A 23,545-nucleotide genomic window follows, 5' to 3' on the forward strand; every position below is an offset into this window, starting at 1 on the left:
TCGATCGTGGGTGGGGCCGGAAGTGCGGGCCCCACCCACGTGGCGTACGCGGCTACCGGCGCAGCAGCTCGCAGACGAAGTTCTCCTGGACGTCCCGCAGTTGGCGCAGCAGCTGCGGCTTGTTGAGCCGGTTCACCTGTGTCGTGATCGAGAACGTCAGCGACTTCCTGCCGTCAGCCGTCGCCGCGATCAGCTGTGTGTAGCCGGGAAAGTTTCCGGTGTGGCCGTACACGACCCCGCACCGCGTCGCGTACCGGAAGATCGCGAGACCGGCCTTGTTCGCGCCCGGCCCCGCCGGCTCCGACGCGCCCTCGACCCAGCGCCGCTGCTCGCGGAGCGTGCGCGCGGAGATCAGCCTGCCGCCCGCGTAGCCCCGGACGAAGGCCGTCATGTCCCGCGGTGTGGAGACGATGCCGCCGGAGGCCCAGACCCCCGACGCGCTGAGCACCTCGGAGACGTCCTCCGGCGGGTCCGGCGGGGTGACGTCGTAGCCGTGCATGTAGGGCTCGGGCAGCTCGTACCCCTGCGGGAGACCGGTGTTGCGCAGCCCGAGCGGGTCGTGGACCAACCGGGCGAGCAGGTCCTCGTAGCGCCTGCCTGTGACCGCCTCCGCCATCAGGGCCACGGCGATGTTGTCGGAGTTGGAGTACCGGTACTGCGAGCCAGGCCGGAAGCGGAGCGGCTCGTCGGCGACGAAGTCGAGCAGCCGGCGGGAGTCGAAGCGGCGGCGCGGGTCCGCGAGCAGGAGCTCCAGGAACTCCGGGTCCTCGGAGTAGTCCGGGAGACCGCTCGTGTGGTTCAGCAACTGCCGCAGCGTGACCCGGTGCCAGGCACGCGGCAGCTGCGGCAGCACCCCGCCGATGGTGGAGTCCAGGCGCAGCTTCCCGCGGTCGACGAGGCGGAGGGACACCGCGCCGCTGAACGCCTTGGCGGTACTGGCGATCCGCATGTGGTCGGTCACCCGGATCGGCCGGTTGGTGCCGATCTCGGCGACACCGGCGCGGTGGACCTCGGAGCGGCCGTCGCGCCGGAGGACGGCGATGATGCCGGGCGGCCCGCCCGGGGCGGCGATCAGCTCCCGCAACTGCCGTTGCAGAGCACTGTCGTGGTCGGAGCCGGCGGGCGAGGCGGCGCGGGCGGGGGCGGACACCAGCCCGGCGAGACAGGCGGCGGTCAACAGGGCGGCGGCGGACAGACGGAACGGCGAGCGTCGGGGCAGCGGCACGGTGGTTCTCCCGGTGGGCGAGCACGATGGGCTCGCTCAGCATCGGGCGCCTGCCCCGCCCCTGCCCGCGCCGCTGCTCCATCCGGCCGAGCCCGCACCCACCGGGGCGACGAGGGGCCCGGGACGACGAGGGGCCCGGCAGCCGCGGCCGCCGGGCCCCTCACACGGACGACGTGGGTGTCAGAGGTTCTCGATCACGTAGTCGACGCACGCGGTCAGCGCCTCGACGTCCGCCGGGTCGATCGCCGGGAACATCGCCACGCGCAGCTGGTTGCGTCCCAGCTTGCGGTACGGCTCGGTGTCGACGATGCCGTTGGCGCGCAGCACCTTGGCCACCGCGGACGCGTCGATGTCGTCGGAGAAGTCGATGGTGCCGATGACCTGCGAGCGCTTGGCCGGGTCGACGACGAACGGGGTGGCGTACTTCGACGCCTCCGCCCAGCCGTACAGGGTCCGGGAAGAGGTCGCCGTGCGGCGCACCGACCAGTCGAGACCGCCCTGGCCGTTGATCCACTTCAGCTGCTCGTTCAGCAGGAAGAGGGTCGCCAGCGCGGGGGTGTTGTACGTCTGGTTCTTCAGGGAGTTGTCGATCGCCGTCGGGAGGCTGAAGAACTCCGGGACGTGCCGACCCGAGCCGTGGATGCGCGCGGCGCGCTCCAGGGCCGCGGGGGAGAAGACGCCGATCCACAGGCCGCCGTCGGAGGCGAAGGACTTCTGCGGGGCGAAGTAGTAGACGTCGGTCTCGGCGATGTCGACCGGCAGGCCGCCGGCGCCCGAGGTGGCGTCCACCAGGACCAGCGCACCCTCGTCGGCGCCGTTCACGCGCTTGACGGGGGCGGCGACGCCGGTCGACGTCTCGTTGTGCGTGAAGCCGTACACGTCCACGCCCGCCTCGGCCTCGGGCTCGGGGTGCGTGCCCGGCTCGGAGGTGATGACGGTGGGCTCGGCCAGCCAGGGGGCGAGCTTGGCGGCCTTCGCGAACTTGGAGGAGAACTCGCCGAACGACAGGTGCTGGGACTTGTTGTCGATCAGGCCGTGCGTCGCGACGTCCCAGAAGGCGGTGGAGCCGCCGTTGCCGAGAATCACCTCGTAGCCCTCGGGGAGCCGGAAGAGGTCGCGTACGCCGTCGCGCACCGCGCCGACCAGGTTCTTCACCGGGGCCTGGCGGTGGGACGTACCCATCAGGGACGTGCCGGAGGCGGACAGGGCGTCGAGCGCCTCCGTCCGCACCTTGGAGGGGCCCGCGCCGAAACGGCCGTCGGCGGGCTTGATGTCAGCGGGAATCCGGATCTCAGCCACGTTCCGGAGCGTAGTCGGTCACGGGGCGTCGCGCGGACGCGGTCCGGCGGATGAGACGGCTGCCCATATGACGGTCGTACCGGTGGCCGGCGCCGCCGGCGGGCTCAGTCCTTGTGGCGGACCGCCAGTGCGTGCAGATGCTCGACCAGCGCTATCAGGACGAATTTGCTGGACGAGTGGTCGCGGGCGTCGAACTCCACCATCGGTACGTCCGGGCCGAGCGCGAGCGCCTCGCGGATGTGCTCGTCGCTGTGCAGCGGTCCGCCGAAGTCGTTCACCGCGACGATGTACGGCATGCCGTGGTGTTCGAGACGGTCCAGGGCGTACCAAGCGTCGTCGAGGCAGCGGGTGTCGACGAGGACGACCGCGCCCATCGTGCCCGCCAGCAGGCGTTCCCACAGGAACCAGAAACGCTTCTGGCCGGGGGCGCCGAAGAGATAGAGGACGCTCCGGTCGCCGACGGTGATGCGGCCGAAGTCGAACGCGACGGTGGTGGCGTTCTTGCCGCTGACCCTGTTGGTGTCCTCCAGACTGCGGCCGGCGCGGCTCATCACCTCCTCCGTGTGCAGCGGGCGTATCTCGCTGACGGAACGGACCATCGTGGTCTTGCCGACGCCGAAACCACCGACGACGACGATCTTCAGAGTGTTCTCGGTCGTCCCGACAGGCGTTAGGTGTGGCCCGGCCGGGGGGACCGCCCGCGTACCGCGGGTCATCGCTTCGGAGCGGTGCCGGTCATCGAGTGTTGCCTTCCGAGGGGTGGCGGGGGCAGAACTGGAGCCGTGTGTTCCCGATCAAGTGCTCGTCACTATAGGAGAGTTGGCGATCACTTTGGGCTCTTCCCCCCGGCTTTGCCAAGGCCTGGCGGAGAGCGGCCGCCGGACCGGCCCGTTTCGCGGCGGTGTGACGCGAGTGACGGGGGCATGCTGAGAGACATGGCGGAACAGCGACAGACGGGGCCGGACCGGCAGCCGGACAACGGCTCTGCCCAGGTGTCGACGGCGCACTCCGGGTCCGCGGACGCCCGCACGACGGCCGGTGCGACGACCTCTGCGGCGGGCGAGCTGGCGCGGGCACTGGGGCGCGACGTGCGCGGCGAGGTGGACTTCTCCGCCGCCGCCAGAGCCCTGATGACCATGGACGCGTCCAATTACCGGCGCGTACCGGTCGGCGTCGTCGCGCCCCGCGACGCCGACGACGTGGCGGCCGCACTCGCGGTCTGCCGTGCGTACGAGGTGCCCGTCGTGCCGCGCGGCGCGGGTACGTCGATTGCCGGTCAGGCCACCGGCATCGGCGTCGTGCTCGACTTCACCCGGCACATGAGGGCCGTGCTCGACGTGGACGCACAGGCGCGCACGGCGGTCGTCCAGCCCGGCGTCGTCCTGGACACCCTCCGCGACGCCGTACGCCCCCTCGGCCTCACCTTCGGCCCCGACCCCTCCACCCACGCCCGCTGCACGATCGGCGGGATGATCGGCAACAACTCCTGCGGTGCCCACTCGGTGGCCTGGGGCACGACCGCCGACAACGTGCACGGCCTCTCCGTGACGACCTACGACGGAACCGCCCTGCGCCTTTGCCGGGGCTGGGACTCCGGCGCCCCCGCCGGCCTGCGCGAACTCGTCGACGGCCATCTCGCCCTGCTGCGCACCGGGTTCACGGACGGGCTGCCCCGCCGGATCTCCGGATACGCGCTGGACGCGCTGCTGCCCGAGAAGGGCGTCGACCTCGCCCGCGCGTACTGCGGCAGCGAGGGCACGCTCGGCGTGCTGACGGAGGCGACCGTACGGCTCGTCGACGCCCCCCGGGCCCGGGCCCTCGCGGTCCTCGGCTATCCCGACGAGAGTGCGGCGGCCGAGGCGGCCTCCGGGCTCCTTCCGCTCCGCCCGCTGACCGTCGAGGGCATGGCCGAGGACCTGGTGCCCCCCGGCCACGGGCTGCCGCGCGGCGGGGCGTGGCTGTTCCTGGAGACCGGCGGGGACACCGCCGCCGAGGCACGGGCAGGCGCCGAGGCCGTGCTGCGCGCGGCCGACGCGCTGGACGGCACGGTGGTCGACGACCCGATCGGGATGCGCGCCCTGTGGCGGGTGCGCGAGGACGCGGCCGGTACGGCGACCCGCACCCCCGACGGCACGGAGGCCTGGCCCGGCTGGGAGGACTGCGCGGTGCCGCCCGCCCGGCTGGGTGCCTATCTGCGCGACTTCCGGGCGCTGCTCGCCGCCCACGGTCTGCGCGGCACGCCGTACGGGCACTTCGGCGACGGCTGCATCCACGTCCGTATCGACTTCGACCTGCTGAGCGAGCCGGGCGTGCGGGCCTTCCGCCGCTTCTCCGAGGAGGTCGCCGAACTCGTCGTCGCCCACGGCGGCTCGCTGTCCGGCGAACACGGCGACGGCCAGGCGCGCGCCGAGCTGCTGCCGAAGATGTACGGGGACGAACTGGTCGGCCTCTTCGGCCGGTTCAAGGACCTGTGGGACCCGGCCGGCGGCATGAACCCGGGCATACTGGCCCGCCCCGACCGCCTCGACGCCAACCTCCGCTTCGCCGTGCTCCCCCGGGAGAGGATCGACGTCGTCTTCGGCTACCCGCACGACGGCGGCGACTTCGCCGGCGCGGTGCGGCGGTGCGTGGGCGTCGCCAAGTGCCGCACGACGTCTGCCGGTGCGGGCGGCGGAGTGATGTGCCCGTCCTTCCGCGCCACCGGCGAGGAGGCGCACTCCACCCGCGGCCGGGCCCGGCTGCTGCACGAGATGCTGGCGGGCGAGATCGTGCGGGACGGCTGGCGTTCCCCGGAGGTGCGGGACGCGCTCGACCTGTGCCTGTCGTGCAAAGGGTGCCGCAGCGACTGCCCGGTGGGCGTCGACATGGCCACCTACAAGGCGGAGTTCCTGCACCACCACTACGAGGGACGGCGACGGCCCGCGTCCCACTACGCCATGGGCCGGCTGCCCGAGTGGCTGCGGGCGGCGGCCCCCTTCGCCCGGCTCGTCAACGCCGCCGCCCGGGTCCGGCCGCTGGCGGCCGCCGCCAAGCGGCTGGGCGGCATCGCGCCGGAACGGGACATCCCGCGGCTGGCCCCCGAGACGTTCCGCACCTGGCTGGCCGGGCATCTGCGAGGCCGTACGGAGGTCCTCGCGACGAGCCGTACGGCCGTGCTGTGGCCGGACACGTTCACCGACCACCTCTCCCCGGAGGTCGGCCGGGCGGCGGTACGGGTCATGGAGTCCGCCGGCCTGGGCCTCGTCGTGCCGCCCGGCCGCGTCTGCTGCGGCCTCACCTACGTCTCCACCGGCCAGCTCGACCGCGCCCGCACGGTGATGCGCCGCACCCTGGACACCGTGGAGCCGCTGCTCGACCTGGGCGCCCCCGTGGTCGTCCTGGAGCCGAGCTGCGGGGCGGCGTTGCGGACGGACCTCCCGGAACTCCTCCCGGACGACCCGCGCGCGGCGCGCCTCGCCGCCTCGGTCCGCACCTTCGCCCAGGTGCTGGAGGAGTGCGCCCCGGACTGGACACCGCCGCGCCTCGACCGCCCGGTGGCCGGCCAGACGCACTGCCACCAGCACGCGGTCCTCGGCGAGGAGGCGGAACGCCGGCTGCGCGCACGCGCGGGTCTGGTCGGGGAGCTGAGCGGCGGCTGCTGCGGACTGGCCGGCAATTTCGGCTTCGAGCGCGGCCACTACGAGGTGTCGGTCGCCTGCGCGGAGGACCAGCTCCTCCCGGCGGTCCGTACGGCGGGCCCGGACGCGGAACTCCTCGCGGACGGCTTTTCCTGCCGTACGCAGCTGGCCCAGCTGGAGGGCCACCGTGCACGGCACCTCGCGGAGGTGCTCGCGGAGGCCCTGCCGGACGACGTCAGTCGAGAGTGAGCTCCTCGATCCGCGCGGGCTCCACGGTGAAGTCACTGTGCCGCGCCCAGTGCGCCCGTACCCGCACATACGTGATCCCGGGCCACCCGAGCCGCTCCCGCCCCTCCGGATACGCCGTGAAGTAGGCAGCCTTCAGACGCTCCAGCTCGGGCCCCTCGGGAAAGTCGGCGAGCCCTTCGATCTGCACGGTCACGGCCTCGTCCCACCCGATGACGAGAGCGATACGGGGGTCGGCGAGGAGGTTGCGGTACTTGCGGGTGGTGTTGACGGTGTCGAAGACGATCTCCAACTGATCGCTGACACCGAAACCGACGACGGCGGCTTGCGGTCTGCCACCGGGCCCGACGGAGGCCTCGACGGCGAGCTTGTGTCGACGGAGGAACCAGAGGAGTTCGTCGCGGGTCATGTGCTGTCTGTACCACGGGGGGTGGGGGGAGGGGGGTGCGTGCGGGGGTGTGTCTTGTGTCCTCGTCGCCGGACGGCTCGATGTGGCCGGGTGTGCTGTGCGGCGTTCCGCTCGGGTCGTGGGGCACGCCCTGCGGTCGTGTCCTCGTCGCCGGGCGGGCTGGATCGGCTGGGCACGTCGTGTGGGTTCGCCGCTCGTCGTGGCGGGGGCCGGTGGTCGCGCATTCAGCCTCGCCGGCGTTTTGGGGTACGGGGTTCGGGGTGGAGTCCTGACGAGTGGTGGTTGTCGTTGTGGGGCACGCCCTGCGGTCATGTCCTCGATCGCCGGGCGGGATCGGCTGGGCACCTTGTGTGGGTTCGCCGCTGGTCGCGGCGGGGCCGGTGGCCGCGCATCAGCCTCGCCGGCGTTTGGGGCGCGGGGTTCGGGGCGGAGCTCCGACAAGGGCCCGCCGTCAGGTCAGCTCGCGTGCCAGGGCGAGCAGTTCCGGCAGCGCCGGATGGGGGGACGACGCGCGCCAGGCCAGCATGACGCGCGCCGGGGGCGCGTCCGTCAGGGCGCGGTACGTCACTCCCGGGTGCGGATGCATCGCCGCGGTGGACGCCACCGACACCCCCGCCCCCCGACCCGCCGCGATCGCCGTCAGCCAGTCGTCCGTGTTCGCGACCGTCACCGTCGTCCCCGGCCGGGACTGCGGCGGCCACAGGTCCAGGGTCGTCAGCCCCGAGACCGTGTTGAGGATCATCGGGGTGTCCGTCAGTTCCGCCAGGGTCAGGGACGGGCGCACGGCCAGCGGGCCGTCCGAGGTGACCGCGGCCACCCGGGACTCGGTGAACAGCAGCTCGGTGACCAGGCCCGGCGTGTCCACCGGGCCGCGCAGGACCGCCGCGTCCACCTCACCGCGGACCAGCCCGGCGGTGCGGTCGTCGATCCGCAGGAGTTCCAGCGGGGTCTCGGGATGCTCCCGTTCCCAGCGGCGCAGCAGCGGGGTGGTGTACGGACCGAGCGCGGACCAGGCGTGCCCCAGCCGCAGCGGCCGGCGCCGCAGCCTTCCGGTGTCCAGCGCCTCGTCGAACGCGGCGACCGCCGCGGCCGCCTTGTCGCGGAAGACCCGCCCCTCGGGGGTGAGCGCGAGATGGTGCGTGGAGCGGTCGACCAGCCGGGTGCCGAGTTGTTTTTCGAGAGCGGCCAGCGCGCGGGAGACGGCGGGCTGGGTGAGGTGCAGCCGGACGGCGGCCCTGGTCACGCTGGACTCCTCGGCGATGGCGAGGAAGCAGCGGAGATGGCGCATCTCGATGCTCATGCGCGTGGAGCATAACGGCAGCACAGTCGGCATTTCACGTGGCGGCCCGAGGGGCCGTAGCGTGGGGAGGGCCGCAGCAGGCCGGGGGTGACGAGCCACGGCCCGGCCGATCAGGGAGGTTCCGTGGACGAGGCGCGTACCCCTGTCGTCGTCACCGAGCCGGAGGCCGCTGCCGCCCTCGACGGCGGTGCGGCCACCGGCACCGGCGGCGCCGCCACCGGTCGCGGCGGCCGCACCCTCGGTCCGGTCGCCCTCGTCGTCGCCGGCGCGCTGTCCGTCCAGTTCGGTGCCGCCGTCGCGGTGATGCTGATGCCGCGCGCCGGGGCACTCGGCGTGGTCACCCTGCGGCTCGTCCTCGCCGCCGTCGTCCTGCTCCTTGTGTGCCGCCCGAAGCTGCGCGGTCACTCGCGCGCCGACTGGGGCACGGTCGTGGCGTTCGGCGCGGCCATGGGCGCCATGAACATCCTCTTCTACCAGGCCGCCGACCGGATCCCGCTGGGCGCGGCCGTGACCTTCGAGGTGCTCGGCCCGCTGGCGCTGTCGGTGATCGTGTCGCGGCGGATGATCAATCTGGTCTGGGCGGGTCTCGCCCTGGGCGGTGTGGTGCTGCTCAGTGGCGGGGGCTTCGACCGGCTCGATCCCGTCGGCGCGCTGTTCGCCCTGGGCGCGGGCGCGATGTGGGCCGCGTACATCGTCTTCAGCGCCCGCACCGGACGCCGTTTCCCGCAGGCGGACGGACTGGCGCTGGCGATGGCGGTGGGTGCTCTGCTGAGTCTGCCGCTGGGCATCGCGGAGGCCGGGTCGAAGCTGATCGTGCCGTCGACCCTCGCGTTCGGGCTCGCCGTCGCGCTGATGTCGTCCGTCCTGCCGTACACGCTGGAGCTGTTGGCACTGCGACGGCTGCCCGCGTCGACGTTCGCGGTGCTGATGAGCCTGGAGCCGGCGATCGCCGCGACGGCCGGTTTCCTCGTCCTGCACCAGGGACTGTCCCTGATCGACGCGGTGGCGATCGCGCTGGTCATCGGCGCGAGCATGGGTGCGGTACGGACCCAGATGGCGAAACGGCCCGGGTAGGCCGGTCCCGCCACCGCCAAGGGTAGGCCGGGCCCGCCCCCCATAGGCCGGGCCCGCCTCCACAGGCCAGGCTCACCCCCCCATAGGCCGGGCCCGCCGTGACCCCCGGTAGGACGGGTACGCCCCGGTCCCAGCCCTCGGTAGACCCGCCCCCCACGGCCCCCGTCCCCCGGTAGGCCAAGCCCCCACTGCCCCAGCCCCCAGCAGCCGCCCCGCCCCCCGGGTAGGCCGGGCCTCCACAGGCCGGGCCCGCCGTGACCCCCGGTAGGACGGGTACGCCCCGGTCCCCAGCCCTCGGTAGGCCCCCCCACGGCCCTGCCCCCGGTAGGCCCGGACCCCACGCCCCCAGCAGACCGCCCCGCCCCAGCCCAAGTCGCCGGACCCCGCCCCAGCCGTCACACGGCGGCAGCCCGGCGCAGAATTCAAAGCAAGCACGCTTGATTGTTTCTCTTCGCGCTGCCATGCTCCGGGCACACACCGTCGTGTCCCGAGGGAGCGCCACCGTGTCCGACCCGACCGTCGTCCTGGACGATCTGCGCAACGAGAGCGATGAACTCGACCGGCTCGTCGGGGAGTTGAACGCCGACGACTGGGCGCGGCCCACGCCCGCGCCGCGTTGGAGCATCGCCCACCAGATCGCGCACCTCGCCTGGACCGATGCCGCGGCGCTGCTGGCCGTCACCGACGCCGAGGCCTTCGCCGTCGAGACGGAGAAGGCGTTCGCCGCGCCGTACTCCTTCGTCGACGACGGCGCCGAACAGGGCGCCGCGCAGCCACCCGCCGAGCTGCTCGCCCGCTGGCGCGACGGGCGCGAGCAGTTGCAGAAGGCCCTGCGCGCGGCGCCGGCCGGCAGTCGCTTTCCCTGGTACGGGCCGCCGATGAGCGTCGCTTCCACGGCGACCGGGCGGCTGATGGAGACCTGGGCGCACGGCCAGGACATCGCCGACGCGCTCGGAGCCGTACGCGAGCCGACCGACCGGCTGCGGCACGTCGCGTACATCGGCGTCCGCGCCCGCGACTATGCCTTCTCGGTCCGCTCACTGACTCCGCCCACGGCCGCCATCCTGGTGGAACTGACGTCCCCCGGCGGCCAGTTGTGGACGTACGGCCCGGCGGAGGCGGAGCAGAGGGTCAGCGGGCCCGCGCTGGACTTCTGCCTGCTCGTCACCCAGCGGGCCAACCGCGCCGACCTCGCCGTGCGGGCCGAGGGCGAGGATGCCGACCGGTGGCTCGACATCGCCCAGGCCTTCGCGGGACCGGCGGGAACCGGCCGCGCCCCCAAGGGAGCCCTGTGACCGCCGCCGGCGCCGGTGACGTGCTGCGCATCGGGAACGCGTCCGGCTTCTACGGCGACCGCTTCGACGCCGTACGCGAGATGCTCACCGACGGGCCCCTCGACGTCCTGACCGGCGACTATCTCGCCGAGCTGACCATGCTCATCCTCGGCCGCGACCGGCTCAAGGACCCCGCGCTCGGCTACGCCAAGACCTTCCTCGGGCAGTTGGAGGAGAGCCTCGGCCTCGCCCACGAACGCGGCGTCAGGCTCGTCACCAACGCGGGCGGGCTCAACCCGGCCGGGCTCGCGGACGCCGTCCGCGCCCTCGCCGAGCGCGTCGGCGTGCCCGTGAAGGTCGCCCATGTCGAGGGCGACGATCTGCTCGGCCGCGGCTGGGGCCCGCAGGTGCTCACCGCCAACGCCTACCTCGGCGGCGCGGGGATCGCCGCCTGTCTGCGCGCAGGCGCGGACGTCGTCGTCACCGGCCGGGTCACCGACGCGGCCCTCGTCACCGGCCCGGCCGCCGCCCGCTTCGGCTGGGGCCCCGACGATCTCGACGCACTCGCGGGCGCCGTCGTCGCCGGCCATGTGCTGGAGTGCGGAACCCAGGCAACTGGCGGCAACTACGCCTTCTTCGCCGGTCACGACGCCCGCGTCCTGCGCCGCCCCGGCTTCCCGCTCGCCGAGATCCACGCCGACGGCACGTCCGTCATCACCAAGCACGAGGGCACCGGCGGCCTCGTCGACGTCGGCACCGTCACGGCCCAACTGCTGTACGAGACGGGCGGCGCGCGCTACGCGGGCCCCGATGTCACCGCCCGCCTCGACACCGTACAAGTGGAACAGCAGGGCCCGGACCGGGTGCGGATCTCGGGCGTCCGCGGCGAGGCCCCGCCACCCACGCTCAAGGTCGGGCTCAACCGCATCGGCGGCTGGCGCAACGAGGTCGTGTTCGTGCTGACGGGTCTGGACATCGAGGCCAAGGCCCGGCTGGTGCAGGACCAGTTGGAGGACGCGTTCGGCAAGCACCGGCCGGCCGACGTGCGCTGGGAACTCGCCCGCACCGAGCGGCCGGACGGCGACACCGAGGAGCGCGCCAGCGCCTACTTGCGGCTCGTCGTGCGGGACAGCGACCCCGAGAAGGTCGGCCGCGCCGTCAGCGGCGCCGCGATCGAACTCGCGCTGGGCAGCTATCCGGGCTTCCATGTGACGGCCCCGCCCGGAAAGGGCGCTCCGTACGGGGTGTTCGAGGCGGAGCACGTGGACGCGGCCTCGGTCCCGCACACCGCCGTACTGCCCGACGGGCGGCGCTGCGAGATCCCCCCGGCCGCGTGCACGGCCGGCGTCGAGTCTCCCGGCCCGGCGGCAGACCCCGCAGCCGAGCTCCCCGAACCGCTGCCAGACGGCCCCCGCCGGGCAGCGCCCCTCGGCCTCGTCGCCGGTGCCCGCAGCGGCGACAAGGGCGGGGACGCCAACGTCGGGGTGTGGGCGCGCACCGACGACGCCTGGCGGTGGCTCGCCCACGAACTGACCGTGGACCGCTTCCGGGCCCTGCTCCCCGAGACCGCCGAACTCACCGTCGTACGCCACGTCCTGCCGCGGCTGCGCGCTCTCAACTTCACGGTCGAGGGCATCCTCGGCGAGGGCGTGGCGGCGCAGGCCCGCTTCGACCCCCAGGGCAAAGCGCTCGGCGAGTGGCTGCGCTCCCGGTACATGGACATCCCGGAGGTACTGCTGTGACCGTGCTCTCCTCGGCCGTCGACCCGGCGGCCCCCGAGTTCGCGGCCCGCCGCGAGGCCATGCTCGGCCGACTCGCCGACCTGGACGCCGAGCACGCGAAGGCACTGGCGGGCGGCGGTGAGAAGTACGTCGCCCGGCACCGGTCCCGCGGCAAGCTGCCGGCGCGGGAGCGGATCGAGTTGCTGCTCGACCCCGACACACCGTTCCTGGAGCTGTCCCCGCTCGCCGCGTGGGGGAGCGACTACCCGGTGGGCGCGTCCACGGTGACCGGCATCGGGGTGGTGGAAGGCGTCGAGTGCCTGATCACCGCGAACGACCCGACCGTGCGCGGTGGGGCCTCCAACCCGTGGACCCTGAAGAAGATCCTGCGGGCGAACGAGATCGCGTACGCCAACCGGCTGCCGTGCATCTCGCTGGTCGAGTCCGGCGGGGCGGATCTGCCCTCGCAGAAGGAGATCTTCATTCCGGGCGGGGCGATCTTCCGCGATCTGACCCGGCTGTCGGCGGCCGGCATTCCGACGATCGCGGTGGTGTTCGGAAACTCCACCGCCGGCGGCGCGTACGTCCCCGGCATGTCCGACCACACCGTGATGATCAAGGAACGGTCCAAGGTGTTTCTCGGCGGGCCGCCGCTGGTGAAGATGGCCACCGGCGAGGAGAGCGACGACGAGTCGCTGGGCGGCGCGGAGATGCACGCCCGCACCTCGGGACTCGCGGACTACTTCGCGGTCGACGAGCCGGACGCGCTGCGCCAGGCGCGCAGGATCGTGGCCCGGCTCAACTGGCGCAAGGCGCAGCCCGATCCGGCACCGGCCGAGCCGCCGAAGTACGCCGAGGAGGAGTTGCTCGGGATCGTGCCCGAGGACTTGAAGACGCCCTTCGACCCGCGCGAGGCCGTCGCGCGGATCGTGGACGGCTCCGACTTCGACGAGTTCAAGCCGCTGTACGGGCCGAGCCTGGTGACCGGCTGGGCGTCCCTGCACGGCTATCCCGTTGGCATTCTCGCCAACGCGCAGGGCGTGCTGTTCAGCGCGGAGTCGCAGAAGGCCGCACAGTTCATCCAGCTCGCCAACCAGCGCGACGTACCACTGGTGTTCCTGCACAACACCACCGGCTACATGGTCGGCAAGGAGTACGAGCAGGGCGGCATCATTAAGCACGGCGCGATGATGATCAACGCGGTGTCGAACTCGAAGGTCCCGCATCTGTCCGTGCTGATGGGCGCCTCCTACGGGGCAGGGCACTACGGCATGTGCGGCCGGGCCTACGACCCGCGCTTCCTCTTCGCCTGGCCGAGCGCCAAGTCCGCGGTCATGGGCCCCCAGCAGCTCGCCGGCGTGCTCTCCATCGTCGCGCGCGCCTCCGCGGCGGCGAAGGGACAGCCGTACGACGACGAGGCCGACGCCGGACTGCGGGCGATGGTCGAGCAGCAGATCGAGGCGGAGTCGCTGCCGGTGTTCCTGTCGGGACGCTTGTACGACGACGGGGTGATCGACCCCCGCGACACCCGCACGGTGCTGGGTCTGTGCCTGTCCGCGATCCACACGGCCCCCGTCGAAGGCGCGCGCGGCGGCTTCGGCGTCTTCCGGATGTGAGGGCTTGACGATGATCTCCACTGTCCTGGTCGCCAACCGCGGCGAGATCGCCTGCCGGGTCTTCGGGACCTGCCGTGAACTCGGCATCGCGACGGTCGCCGTGTACTCCGACGCGGACTCCTCCGCCCTGCACGTACGGGAGGCGGACGCCGCCGTACGGCTGCCCGGCGCCGCCCCCGGCGACACCTATCTGCGCGGTGACCTGATCGTGAAGGCGGCGCTCGCCGCGGGCGCCGACGCGGTGCACCCGGGGTACGGATTCCTGTCCGAGAACGCCGCGTTCGCACAGGAGGTGGCGGACGCCGGGCTCGTGTGGATCGGGCCGCCGCCGGCCGCGATCGAGGCGATGGCGTCGAAGACCCGGGCCAAGGAGCTGATGGGCCTCGCGCCCCTGGCCGAGGTCACCGAGGCCGATCTGCCGGTCCTGGTGAAGGCGGCGGCGGGCGGTGGCGGCCGCGGTATGCGGATCGTCCGCTCGCTGGACGCCCTCGCCGGGGAAATGGAGGCGGCACGGGCCGAGGCGCTGAGCGCGTTCGGCGACGGCGAGGTCTTCGTCGAGCCGTACGTCGAGGCCGGCCGCCATGTGGAGGTCCAGATCCTCGCCGACACGCACGGCACGGTCTGGACCCTCGGCACCCGGGACTGCTCGCTCCAGCGTCGCCACCAGAAGGTGATCGAGGAGTCCCCGGCGCCGGGACTCGCGCCCGCTCTGGTGGCCTCGCTCCACGAGGCGTCGGTGACCGCGGCACGCGCCGTGGGATACGTCGGCGCCGGAACGGTGGAGTTCCTCGTCTCCCCGGCGGGCACCGCCCACTTCCTGGAGATGAACACCCGCCTCCAGGTCGAACACCCGGTCACGGAGGCGGTGTTCGGCATCGACCTCGTGGCCCTGCAGATCCGGGTGGCCGAGGGCGAGGCGCTGCCCGCGGACCCGCCGGCCGCGAACGGCCACGCCGTGGAGGCCCGGCTGTACGCGGAGGACCCGGCCCGCGGCTGGGCCCCGCAGACCGGCACCCTGTGGCGGCTCGACGTGGATCCCGGGGTACGCCTGGACACCGGCTACGCGGACGGCGACACCGTCGGCGTCCACTACGACCCCATGATCGCGAAGGTCATCTCCTGGGCGCCCACCAGGCAGCAGGCCGTCCGCCGGCTCGCGCACGCCCTGCGCCGGGCCCGCGTGCACGGGCCGGTCACCAACCGGGAGCTGCTCGTACGCTCCCTGGAAAACCCGGACTTCGTGTCCGGACAGCTCGACACCGGGTTCTACGAGCGGCATCTCGACACCCTCACCCGGCCCGCACCCGACGCCGGGCTCGCCGCCGTCGCCGCGGCGCTCGCGGACGCCGCCGCACGAGGGAGCCGCTTCGGCGGCGCCTGGCGCAATCTCCCGGCGCAGCCACAGACAAAGACCTGGACGGACCGGTCCGGCGAAGAGCACGAGGTCCGCTACCGGCCCGCCCGCGGGGGCGGTTACACCGTCGAGGACATGCCGGGCCTGCGCGTCCTCGACACCGCTCCCGGACGCGTCGTCCTGGAGAGGGACGGCGTCGTACGCGCCTTTGACGTCACCGCGTACGGAGCCACCGTGCACGTCGAGGGCCCCGCCGGGTCCCACACGCTGACCGCGCGGCCCCGTTTCCCCGACCCCGAGGACCGCACCGAACCCGGCTCGCTGCTCGCCCCGATGCCCGGCACCGTCGTCCGCCTCGCCGAGGGCATCGGCGAGGGCTCGTGGGTCGACAAGGGGCAGCCGCTCATCTGGCTGGAGGCCATGAAGATGGAGCACCGCATTGTCTCGCCCGCCTCCGGCACGCTCACCGCGCTCCACGCCGTCACCGGCCGCCAGGTCGACGTCGGCGCCCTGCTCGCCGTCGTCGACGAAGCGCCGGCGGAAGCCACCCAGGAGGTCACCGCGTCATGAACGTCGAAAGCCAGGAGCACAAGGACCTGCGTGCCGCCGTCGCGGCGCTCGGGCGGCGGCACGGCCGCGGATACGACCGGGAACAGCTGTGGGCGGAGGCCGCCAAGCTCGGCTACCTCGGGGTGAACCTGCCCGAGGAGTACGGCGGCGGGGGCGGCGGCATGGCCGAACTCTCCATCGTGCTGGAGGAGTTGGGAGCCGCCGGCTGTCCGCTGCTGATGATGGTCGTCTCGCCCGCGATCTGCGGCACCGTGATAGCCCGCTTCGGCACCGAGGAGCAGAAGCGCACCTGGCTGCCCGGCCTCGCGGACGGTCGCCTGACCATGGCCTTCGGCATCACCGAGCCGGACGCCGGGTCCAACTCGCACCGGATCACCACCACCGCGCACCGCACCGAGGACGGCTGGTCCCTCACCGGGCGCAAGGTCTTCATCTCGGGTGTCGACATCGCCGACGCGACCCTGATCGTGGGGCGGACCGAGGACGCGCGGACCGGCAGCCTCAAGCCGTGCCTGTTCATCGTCCCCCGGGACGCCGACGGCTTCCGCCGCTCACAGATCGACATGGAACTCCAGGCCCACGAGAAGCAGTTCGAGCTGGTCCTGGACGACGTACGGCTGCCGCACGACGCGCTCGTGGGCGAAGAGGACGCCGGTCTGCTCCAGCTGTTCGCCGGCCTCAACCCCGAGCGCATCATGACCGCCGCCTTCGCCATCGGCATGGGCCGCTACGCGCTCGCCACGGCCGTCGCCTACGCCAAGGACCGCCAAGTCTGGAAGGCCCCCATCGGCGCCCATCAGGCCATCGCCCACCCCCTGGCCGCCTCCCACATCGAGCTGGAGCTGGCCCGGCTGATGATGCAGAAGGCCGCCGCCCTCTATGACGCCGGGGACGACATCGGCGCGGGCGAGGCCGCCAACATGGCCAAGTACGCGGCCGGGGAGGCATGTGTGAAGGCGGTCGACCAGTCCGTCCACACGCTCGGCGGCAACGGCCTGACCCGTGAGTACGGCCTCGCCTCGCTGGTCACGGCCTCCCGTGTGGCCAGGATCGCCCCGGTCAGCCGCGAGATGATCCTCAATTACGTATCCCACCAGTCCCTGGGTCTCCCCAAGTCGTACTGACAGAGGCGATTCTGGCCGTCCACACAGCGAGGGGGCCGACCATGCCGGTAACCGTGTTCAGCAGTGAGTACGCAGACGTCCCTGCCGTCAGCGAGCCGATCCACCAGGCGGTGCTCCACCGGGCCGCCGAGTTCGGGGACACCGTCGCGCTGATCGACGGGGTGAACGGCACCACCGTCACCTACACCCAGCTCGACCTCTTCCACCGCCGGATCGCCGCCGCCCTCGCCGAGGCGGGGCTGCGCAAGGGCGACGTCCTCGCCCTGCACAGCCCCAACACGGTCGCGTACCCCGCGGTCTTCTACGGGGCCACCCGCGCCGGCGCATCCGTCACGACCGTCCATCCGCTCGCCACCGCGGAGGAGTTCGCCAAGCAGCTGCGGGACTCCTCCGCGCGCTGGATCTTCACCGTCTCGCCGCTGCTCGAAGTCGCCCGCAGGGCCGCCGAACTGGCCGCCGGCATCGAGGAGATCTTCGTCTGCGACCGCGCCGACGGGCACACCAGCATGCTCGACATGATCGTCTCGGACGCGCCCGACACCGAGGTCGTCATCGATCCCGCCGAGGACGTGGCGGCCCTGCCGTACTCCTCCGGCACCACCGGCATCCCGAAGGGGGTGATGCTCACCCACCGCTCGATAGCGACCAACCTGGCGCAGCTCTCCCCGCTCATCCCCATGAACCCGGGCGAACGCATCCTGGCCGTACTGCCGTTCTTCCACATCTACGGCCTCACCGCGCTGATGAACGCCCCGCTGCGGCAGGGGGCCACCGTCGTCGTCCTGCCCCGCTTCGAGCTGGACACCTTCCTCGCGGCGATCGAGAAGCACCGCATCACCGCTCTGTACGTCGCCCCGCCGGTCGTCCTCGCGCTCGCCAAGCACCCGGCGGTCGCCCAGTACGACCTGTCGTCGCTGGAGTACATCATCTGCTCCGCGGCGCCCCTGGACGCCGAGCTGGCCGCCGCCTGCTCGAAGCGGCTCGGCCTGCCGCCCATCGGGCAGGCGTACGGCATGACCGAGCTGTCGCCCGGCACCCATGTCGTCCCGCTCGGCGCCGAGAACCCGCCGCCCGGCACCGTCGGCAAGCTCATCCCCTCCACCGAGCTGCGTCTCGTCTCCCTCGACGACCCGGGCAAGGACGTCGGACCGGACGAGGAGGGCGAGGTCGCGATCCGCGGACCGCAGGTGATGAAGGGCTACCTCGGCAGGCCGGAGGCGACCGCGGCGATGATCGACGAGCAGGGCTGGCTGCGCACCGGCGACATCGGACGTGTCGACGAGGACGGCTGGCTGTTCGTCGTCGACCGCGTGAAGGAGCTGATCAAGTACAAGGGCTTCCAGGTCCCACCCGCGGAGCTGGAGGCGCTGCTGCTCGGCCACGAGGGGATCGCCGACGCGGCGGTCATCGGCGTGTACGACACTGACGGGAACGAGATCCCGAAGGCGTACGTCGTACGGCAGCCGGGCGCCGAGGAGCTGACGGAGGACGACATCATCGCCTTCGTCGCCGAGCGCGTCGCCCCCTACAAGAAGATCCGCCGTGTCTCGTTCATCGGCGGGGTCCCGCGCGCCGCCTCGGGGAAGATTCTCCGGCGTGAACTGAGGGACCGGGAAAGGGAGAACACGTGACGCTGGTCGCCGTCGCGCACGAGCGCGGCATCACCACCCTGACGCTGGACTCACCCGCGAACCGCAACGCCCTGTCGGCGCGGCTCGTCGGCGAGCTGGCGCAGGCGCTCGCCGACTGTGCCAAGGACGAGGCGGTACGCGCGGTGGTGCTCACCCACACCGGGGGCACCTTCAGCGCGGGCGCCGATCTGAAGGCCCCGCCCAATCCGTACACCTTCGTCGACCTGCTGCGGCAGATCGTCACCCTGCCCAAACCGGTCGTGGCCCGGGTGAGCGGGAAGGCCCGCGCCGGGGGGCTCGGGGTGCTCGGCGCCTGCGACATGGCGGTTGCCTCCAGCGACTCGGACTTCGCCTTCACCGAGGTCCGCATCGGGGTCGCGCCGGCCGTGATCTCGCTGCCGCTGCTGCCGCGTCTGGACCCGCGGGCCGCCGAGCGCTACTACCTGACGGGGGAGCGCTTCGACGCGGCGGAGGCGGCCCGTATCGGACTGCTGACGCTCGCCGCCGACGATGCGGACGAGGCACTCGCGCCGCTGCTCGGCGGGCTGCGCAAGGCCTCCCCGCAGGGGCTGGCCGCGTCGAAGCGGCTGGTCACGGCGCGGGTGCTGGACGCGTTCGAGAGGGACGCGGAGGACCTGGTGCAGCGCTCGGCGTCCCTGTTCGCGTCGGCCGAGGCACGGGAGGGCATGACCGCCTTCATCGAACGCCGGGATCCCGTATGGGAGCTGTAGTCACGCCGAAGGCCCCCAAGCAGGACCGCAGCCGGGCCACCCGGCAGCGCCTGCTGGAGGCCGCCGTCGCCTGCCTGGCCGAGCACGGCTGGGCAGGCTCCACGGTCTCCGTGGTCGCCGAGCGCGCGGGCGTCTCCCGGGGTGCGGCACAGCACCACTTCCCGACCCGCGAGGACCTCTTCACGGCCGCCGTGGAGTACGTCGCCGAGGAGCGGTCCTCGGCCCTGCGCGCGCTGCCGGGCCAGGACCGCGCGGCGGTCGTCGAGGCCCTCGTCGCCCTCTACACCGGGCCGCTGTTCCGTGCCGCGCTGCATCTGTGGGTCGCCGCGTCCAACGAGGAACAGCTGCGCCCCCGGGTCACCGAACTGGAGGCCAGGGTCGGACGCGAGACCCACCGCATCGCGGTCCGGCTCCTCGGTGTGGACGAGTCGCGGCCCGGAGTGCGCGAGACCGTCCAGGGCCTGCTCGACATGGCGCGCGGCCTAGGGCTGGCGAACCTGCTCACCGATGACACCGCCCGCAGGAAACGGGTCGTCGCGCAGTGGGCCGCCCTGCTGGACGAGGCGCTGGGCTGAGGGTGCCGCGCCGGCCCGCGCCCGGTGTGACCCGCGCCACAGGGCTTCGGGGGGCCGCGCAGTATCCTGGGCCCATGCTTCTGCTGGTACGACGCCGTCACGTGGACTACGTCCGCGTCACGAGCATGGGCTGTCGGCGCTCCGCCTGACCTCGGGCCTGTCGCTGCGACAGGCCGCCCATCCCCTTCGCCCCGGCGCACCCGCGGCCCCCGCCACCACCCCCGGCGGCCCCGCGGGCTCCCGTACACCCCGCGGAAGCACTCATGTCCTCTCTTCAGCTCCCCGTCATCGACCTCTCCGCCGCCGACCGCGGTCCCCAGGCCCGCGCGCTGCTGCACGCCCAACTGCACAGCGCCGCCCATGACGTCGGCTTCTTCCAGCTCACCGGTCACGGTGTCACCGAGGCCGAGACGGCCGCGCTCAACAGCACCATGCGCGCCTTCTTCGCCCTGCCCGAGGCCGACCGGCTCGCCATCGACAACGTCAACTCGCCGCACTTCCGCGGCTATACGCGCACCGGCGACGAGCGCACCGGCGGCAGCCAGGACTGGCGCGACCAGCTCGACATCGGCGCCGAGCGGCCCGCCCGCGTCCCCGCGCCCGGCGAGCCCGGGTACTGGTGGCTGGAGGGCCCCAACCAGTGGCCGGCCGCCCTGCCGCAGCTGCGCACCGCCGCGCTCGGCTGGATCGACCGGCTGAGCGCGGTGGCCGAGCGGCTGCTGCACGAGCTGCTCGTCTCCATCGGCGCCCCGGCGGACTTCTACGACCACCTCTTCGGCGACCGTGCCCACATCCACCTCAAGCTGGTGCGCTACCCGGGCAGTCCGGCGGACGGGGGCGGTCAGGGCGTCGGCGCGCACAAGGACTACGGCTTTCTGACTTTGCTCCACCAGGACAGCGTCGGCGGCCTCCAGGTCGAGCGCGAGGACGGCGTGTTCCACGACGTGCCGCCCATGCCGGGGGCCTTCGTGGTCAACCTCGGCGAGCTCCTCGAAGTCGCCACCGACGGCTATCTGAAGGCCACCCACCACCGGGTGGTCAGCCCGCCCGGCGCCACCGAGCGGTTCTCCGTGCCGTTCTTCTACAACCCGCGCCTGGACGCGCGCGTCGAGCCGCTCGCCTTCCCGTACGCGGCGCACGCCCCCGGCGTCACGGCGGACCCCGCGAACCCGCTGTTCGCGGAGTACGGCCGCAACGAACTCAAGGGCAAGCTGCGCGCCCACCCGCTGGTCGCCGCACGTCACCACGCGGAACTGCTGGAGCCGGCGGCCTGACCGCAGGCCGGGGGATCAGCGGGTGATCGGGACGGAAGATCAGCGCGCGATGTCGTCGTAGCCCGTGATCTCCTGCGGGCCGCGCGTGCCCGGGCCCACGTACCGGGCCGAGGGACGGACCAGCCGGCCGGTGCGCTTCTGCTCCAGGATGTGCGCCGACCAGCCGGCGGTGCGCGCGCACGTGAACATCGAGGTGAACATGTGCGCCGGGACCTCGGCGAAGTCCAGCATGATCGCCGCCCAGAACTCCACGTTCGTCGCCAGGACCCGGTCCGGGCGACGGTTGTGCAGCTCCTCCAGCGCGGCCTTCTCCAAGGCCTCCGCGACCTCGAAGCGCGGCGCGTCCAGCTCCTTGGCCGTACGCCGCAGGACGCGGGCGCGCGGGTCCTCGGCCCGGTAGACCCGATGGCCGAAGCCCATCAGCCGCTCGCCGTTGTCGAGGGTCCGCTTGACGTACGCCGTCGCGTCCCCCGTCCGCTCGATCTCCTCGATCATGCCGAGCACACGGGAGGGCGCGCCGCCGTGCAGCGGCCCGGACATCGCGCCGACCGCGCCCGACAGTGCCGCGGCGACGTCGGCGCCGGTGGAGGCGATGACGCGGGCGGTGAAGGTGGAGGCGTTCATGCCGTGCTCGGCGGCCGAGGTCCAGTAGGCGTCGACGGCCTTCACATGCCGCGGGTCCGGCTCACCGCGCCAGCGGATCATGAACCGCTCGACGACGGTCTGCGCCTTGTCGATCTCTTGCTGCGGCACCATCGGCAGGCCCTGGCCACGGGCACTCTGTGCCACGTAGGACAGTGCCATGACGGCGGCCCGTGCGAGATCCTCGCGCGCCTGTTCCGCGTCGATGTCGAGCAGCGGCCGCAGCCCCCACACGGGCGCCAGCATCGCCAGCGCCGACTGCACGTCGACGCGGATGTCGCCGGAGTGGACCGGGATGGGGAACGGCTCGGCGGCCGGCAGCCCCGGGTTGAACGCCCCGTCGACCAGCAGGCCCCACACATTGCCGAACGAGACCTGGCCTACCAGGTCCTCGATGTCGACGCCGCGGTAGCGGAGCGAGCCGCCCTCCTTGTCGGGTTCGGCGATCTCCGTCTCGAACGCGACGACTCCTTCGAGTCCTGGTACGAAGTCGGACATCAGGCGGCTCCTCGGGATGCGTACGGCGGGTGCGGGTCGGCCGGTGCGTGGTCGTGGCCCGGCCACCCCGGTGATGCCCCGGGCGAGGGACGGTCACCCCATCGCCGGGGAGGCAGGCACGATATCCCCTGCTGTCGGGGAGCCACAGTGGCCCGGGCGATATGCCCTTCCCGGCAAGCTCTGCCCCGTCGTGCCACCCTGCACGCACCTCGCCGCGTTGGCCACAAGTCCTGGTAGCTCCGCTACGAGGACTTCCGGCCGCCTTGCGATCGCACGCACCGGACGACACTCCCTGACGGGCAGACATTGCCGGGCACTAGATTTTGGCGGGTCCTGGCGATGCGGGGAAGCGTGACATCCGGCACACTCCCGCGATCCCGGTGCCGGTCCCCTGTCGATTCCGCTGTCAGGATGCCCGGCACCGCGTGCCGGGGAGGAGCGGGCGCTGCGGCAGGATGAGCCCGTGACCGACGACGACTCCCCGAACCCCGCCCTGATGCGCGAGCACTACCGCTCCACGCCGCTGCTGGAGACGGACCTCGCGTCCACGCCCATGGAGCAGTTCGCCCGCTGGTTCGCGCAGGCCGCGTCCGCGGGACTGCACGAGCCGAACGCCATGGTCGTGTCCACCGCCACCCCGGACGGCCGTCCCTCGTCGCGCACGGTGCTGCTGAAGCAGTACGACTCCCGGGGCTTCGTCTTCTACACCAACTACGGCTCCCGCAAGGGCCGCGAGATCGCCTCCAACGCGTATGTCTCGCTGCTCTTCCCCTGGCATCCCATCGCCCGCCAGGTCGTCGTCACGGGCACCGCCGGCCGGATCGGCCGGGACGAGACGGTGGCGTACTTCCGCACCCGCCCGCACGGCTCGCAGCTCGGCGCCTGGGCGAGCGCGCAGTCCTCGGTGATCGGCTCGCGCGAGGAGCTGATCCGTACGTACGAGGAGCTGGCCGCCCGTCATCCCGAGGGTGAGCAGGTGCCCGCGCCGCCGGAGTGGGGCGGCTACCGGGTCGAGCCGGAGACGGTGGAGTTCTGGCAGGGGCACGCGAACCGGCTGCACGACCGGCTACGGTTCACCTCCCGCGCCGGCGGATGGGACATCGAGCGGCTGTCACCCTGACGGGGCGGGCGCACCGCAGGGCGGTCCTCACCGCGGCCGGGATGCCGGTCACCGGGTACGCCACAGGCCGCACCGTGCGCTCCCGGTCCAGCACCGGCACCGCCGGCTTCAGCCGCGGGCCCTGCCCGGCGCGGAACGCCCGGCAGCAGAGCGGGCCGCGCCCGCAGCGTTCTTCCGGGGCGGCCCCGCCGGCGCGTCCGGGCCGCAGGGAACCAGCCGCAGCGGGTCCGGACACGCAGAAACCC

Annotated in this window: 18 protein-coding genes; 12 read left to right on the plus strand and 6 right to left on the minus strand. The window is 72.9% G+C overall.

Annotated elements, in window-relative coordinates:
- Positions 1-52: 52 nt before the first annotated feature.
- The 3 genes from ABTX78_RS24525 to ABTX78_RS24535 all read right to left on the minus strand — a co-directional run bounded on the left by ABTX78_RS24525 (position 53) and on the right by ABTX78_RS24535 (position 3,240).
- Positions 53-1,225: a serine hydrolase domain-containing protein gene (locus ABTX78_RS24525; RefSeq protein WP_352208935.1), complete on the minus strand. Its 1,173-nt coding sequence runs from the start codon at positions 1,223-1,225 to the stop codon at positions 53-55.
- 180 nt (positions 1,226-1,405) lie between these two features.
- Positions 1,406-2,524: a phosphoserine transaminase gene (gene serC, locus ABTX78_RS24530; RefSeq protein ID WP_352208936.1), complete on the minus strand. Its 1,119-nt coding sequence runs from the start codon at positions 2,522-2,524 to the stop codon at positions 1,406-1,408.
- A 104-nt stretch (positions 2,525-2,628) separates the two neighbouring features.
- A complete protein-coding gene (locus ABTX78_RS24535; protein WP_352208937.1) occupies positions 2,629-3,240 on the minus strand; it encodes a GTP-binding protein in 612 nt (203 codons plus the stop codon).
- Between the two features lie 219 nt (positions 3,241-3,459).
- Here ABTX78_RS24535 and ABTX78_RS24540 point away from each other — a divergent pair, with 219 nt between their 5' ends.
- A complete protein-coding gene (locus tag ABTX78_RS24540; protein WP_502993950.1) occupies positions 3,460-6,390 on the plus strand; it encodes an FAD-binding and (Fe-S)-binding domain-containing protein in 2,931 nt (976 codons plus the stop codon).
- Here ABTX78_RS24540 and ABTX78_RS24545 read toward each other — a convergent pair.
- Both ABTX78_RS24545 and ABTX78_RS24550 read right to left on the minus strand, forming a co-directional pair.
- A complete protein-coding gene (locus tag ABTX78_RS24545; protein WP_313945674.1) occupies positions 6,377-6,796 on the minus strand; it encodes a pyridoxamine 5'-phosphate oxidase family protein in 420 nt (139 codons plus the stop codon). The genes ABTX78_RS24540 and ABTX78_RS24545 overlap by 14 nt on opposite strands.
- A gap of 451 nt (positions 6,797-7,247) precedes the next feature.
- Positions 7,248-8,096: a LysR family transcriptional regulator gene (locus ABTX78_RS24550; protein WP_352208938.1), complete on the minus strand. Its 849-nt coding sequence runs from the start codon at positions 8,094-8,096 to the stop codon at positions 7,248-7,250.
- A 123-nt stretch (positions 8,097-8,219) separates the two neighbouring features.
- On the opposite strand from ABTX78_RS24550, the gene ABTX78_RS24555 reads away from it, so the two are divergent.
- From ABTX78_RS24555 to ABTX78_RS24600, 10 genes are all read left to right on the plus strand, one after another.
- Positions 8,220-9,170 (plus strand): EamA family transporter, encoded by a 951-nt coding sequence (locus ABTX78_RS24555; RefSeq protein ID WP_352208939.1) that lies wholly within the window; start codon positions 8,220-8,222, stop codon positions 9,168-9,170.
- A 503-nt stretch (positions 9,171-9,673) separates the two neighbouring features.
- Complete coding sequence (locus ABTX78_RS24560; protein WP_352208940.1) at positions 9,674-10,465, plus strand: TIGR03084 family metal-binding protein; 792 nt, start codon at positions 9,674-9,676, stop codon at positions 10,463-10,465.
- A gap of 80 nt (positions 10,466-10,545) precedes the next feature.
- Positions 10,546-12,186, plus strand: coding sequence for an acyclic terpene utilization AtuA family protein (locus tag ABTX78_RS24565; protein WP_502993954.1), 1,641 nt, complete (start codon positions 10,546-10,548; stop codon positions 12,184-12,186).
- Positions 12,183-13,781, plus strand: a complete 1,599-nt coding sequence (locus tag ABTX78_RS24570) for an acyl-CoA carboxylase subunit beta (RefSeq protein ID WP_352208942.1) — start codon at positions 12,183-12,185, stop codon at positions 13,779-13,781. Before ABTX78_RS24565 ends, ABTX78_RS24570 begins: the two co-directional genes overlap by 4 nt.
- Positions 13,782-13,791: 10 nt before the next feature.
- On the plus strand, positions 13,792-15,705 hold the full coding sequence (locus ABTX78_RS24575) for an acetyl/propionyl/methylcrotonyl-CoA carboxylase subunit alpha (protein ID WP_352208943.1): 1,914 nt from the start codon (positions 13,792-13,794) through the stop codon (positions 15,703-15,705).
- Positions 15,702-16,829 carry an acyl-CoA dehydrogenase family protein gene (locus tag ABTX78_RS24580; RefSeq protein WP_352208944.1) on the plus strand — a complete coding sequence of 376 codons (1,128 nt, stop codon included), beginning with the start codon at positions 15,702-15,704 and terminating at the stop codon, positions 16,827-16,829. Before ABTX78_RS24575 ends, ABTX78_RS24580 begins: the two co-directional genes overlap by 4 nt.
- A gap of 41 nt (positions 16,830-16,870) precedes the next feature.
- Entirely contained in the window at positions 16,871-18,460 is a 1,590-nt protein-coding gene (locus tag ABTX78_RS24585; protein WP_352208945.1) for a 4-coumarate--CoA ligase family protein, read from the plus strand.
- On the plus strand, positions 18,457-19,191 hold the full coding sequence (locus tag ABTX78_RS24590; RefSeq protein WP_352208946.1) for an enoyl-CoA hydratase family protein: 735 nt from the start codon (positions 18,457-18,459) through the stop codon (positions 19,189-19,191). Before ABTX78_RS24585 ends, ABTX78_RS24590 begins: the two co-directional genes overlap by 4 nt.
- Entirely contained in the window at positions 19,179-19,766 is a 588-nt protein-coding gene (locus ABTX78_RS24595; RefSeq protein WP_352208947.1) for a TetR/AcrR family transcriptional regulator, read from the plus strand. The genes ABTX78_RS24590 and ABTX78_RS24595 overlap by 13 nt, the downstream gene beginning before the upstream one ends.
- Positions 19,767-20,029: 263 nt before the next feature.
- Entirely contained in the window at positions 20,030-21,040 is a 1,011-nt protein-coding gene (locus tag ABTX78_RS24600) for an isopenicillin N synthase family dioxygenase (protein WP_352208948.1), read from the plus strand.
- 39 nt (positions 21,041-21,079) lie between these two features.
- Here the strand turns inward: ABTX78_RS24600 and ABTX78_RS24605 are convergent, their stop codons facing one another.
- Positions 21,080-22,180 (minus strand): citrate synthase 2, encoded by a 1,101-nt coding sequence (locus tag ABTX78_RS24605; protein ID WP_352208949.1) that lies wholly within the window; start codon positions 22,178-22,180, stop codon positions 21,080-21,082.
- Between the two features lie 496 nt (positions 22,181-22,676).
- Between ABTX78_RS24605 and pdxH the strand changes: the two genes are divergently transcribed.
- The gene (pdxH, locus tag ABTX78_RS24610; protein ID WP_352209016.1) at positions 22,677-23,300 is read left to right on the plus strand and encodes a pyridoxamine 5'-phosphate oxidase; all 624 of its coding nucleotides are present in this window, start codon (positions 22,677-22,679) and stop codon (positions 23,298-23,300) included.
- Positions 23,301-23,545: the final 245 nt, after the last annotated feature.

Source organism: Streptomyces sp. NPDC096193 (assembly GCF_040302905.1).
Classification (GTDB): domain Bacteria; phylum Actinomycetota; class Actinomycetes; order Streptomycetales; family Streptomycetaceae; genus Streptomyces.

What these genes read in the sequence shown, in the direction of transcription:
- ABTX78_RS24550 (WP_352208938.1), bottom strand. Translation starts at nt 8,096, where the DNA reads ATGAGCATCGAGATGCGCCATCTCCGCTGCTTCCTCGCCATCGCCGAG.
- ABTX78_RS24540 (WP_502993950.1), top strand. Translation starts at nt 3,460, where the DNA reads ATGGCGGAACAGCGACAGACGGGGCCGGACCGGCAGCCGGACAACGGC.
- ABTX78_RS24595 (WP_352208947.1), top strand. Translation starts at nt 19,179, where the DNA reads ATGGGAGCTGTAGTCACGCCGAAGGCCCCCAAGCAGGACCGCAGCCGG.
- ABTX78_RS24565 (WP_502993954.1), top strand. Translation starts at nt 10,546, where the DNA reads ATGCTCACCGACGGGCCCCTCGACGTCCTGACCGGCGACTATCTCGCC.
- ABTX78_RS24585 (WP_352208945.1), top strand. Translation starts at nt 16,871, where the DNA reads ATGCCGGTAACCGTGTTCAGCAGTGAGTACGCAGACGTCCCTGCCGTC.
- ABTX78_RS24575 (WP_352208943.1), top strand. Translation starts at nt 13,792, where the DNA reads ATGATCTCCACTGTCCTGGTCGCCAACCGCGGCGAGATCGCCTGCCGG.
- pdxH (WP_352209016.1), top strand. Translation starts at nt 22,677, where the DNA reads ATGCGCGAGCACTACCGCTCCACGCCGCTGCTGGAGACGGACCTCGCG.
- ABTX78_RS24535 (WP_352208937.1), bottom strand. Translation starts at nt 3,240, where the DNA reads ATGACCCGCGGTACGCGGGCGGTCCCCCCGGCCGGGCCACACCTAACG.
- ABTX78_RS24600 (WP_352208948.1), top strand. Translation starts at nt 20,030, where the DNA reads ATGTCCTCTCTTCAGCTCCCCGTCATCGACCTCTCCGCCGCCGACCGC.
- ABTX78_RS24580 (WP_352208944.1), top strand. Translation starts at nt 15,702, where the DNA reads ATGAACGTCGAAAGCCAGGAGCACAAGGACCTGCGTGCCGCCGTCGCG.
- ABTX78_RS24605 (WP_352208949.1), bottom strand. Translation starts at nt 22,180, where the DNA reads ATGTCCGACTTCGTACCAGGACTCGAAGGAGTCGTCGCGTTCGAGACG.
- ABTX78_RS24545 (WP_313945674.1), bottom strand. Translation starts at nt 6,796, where the DNA reads ATGACCCGCGACGAACTCCTCTGGTTCCTCCGTCGACACAAGCTCGCC.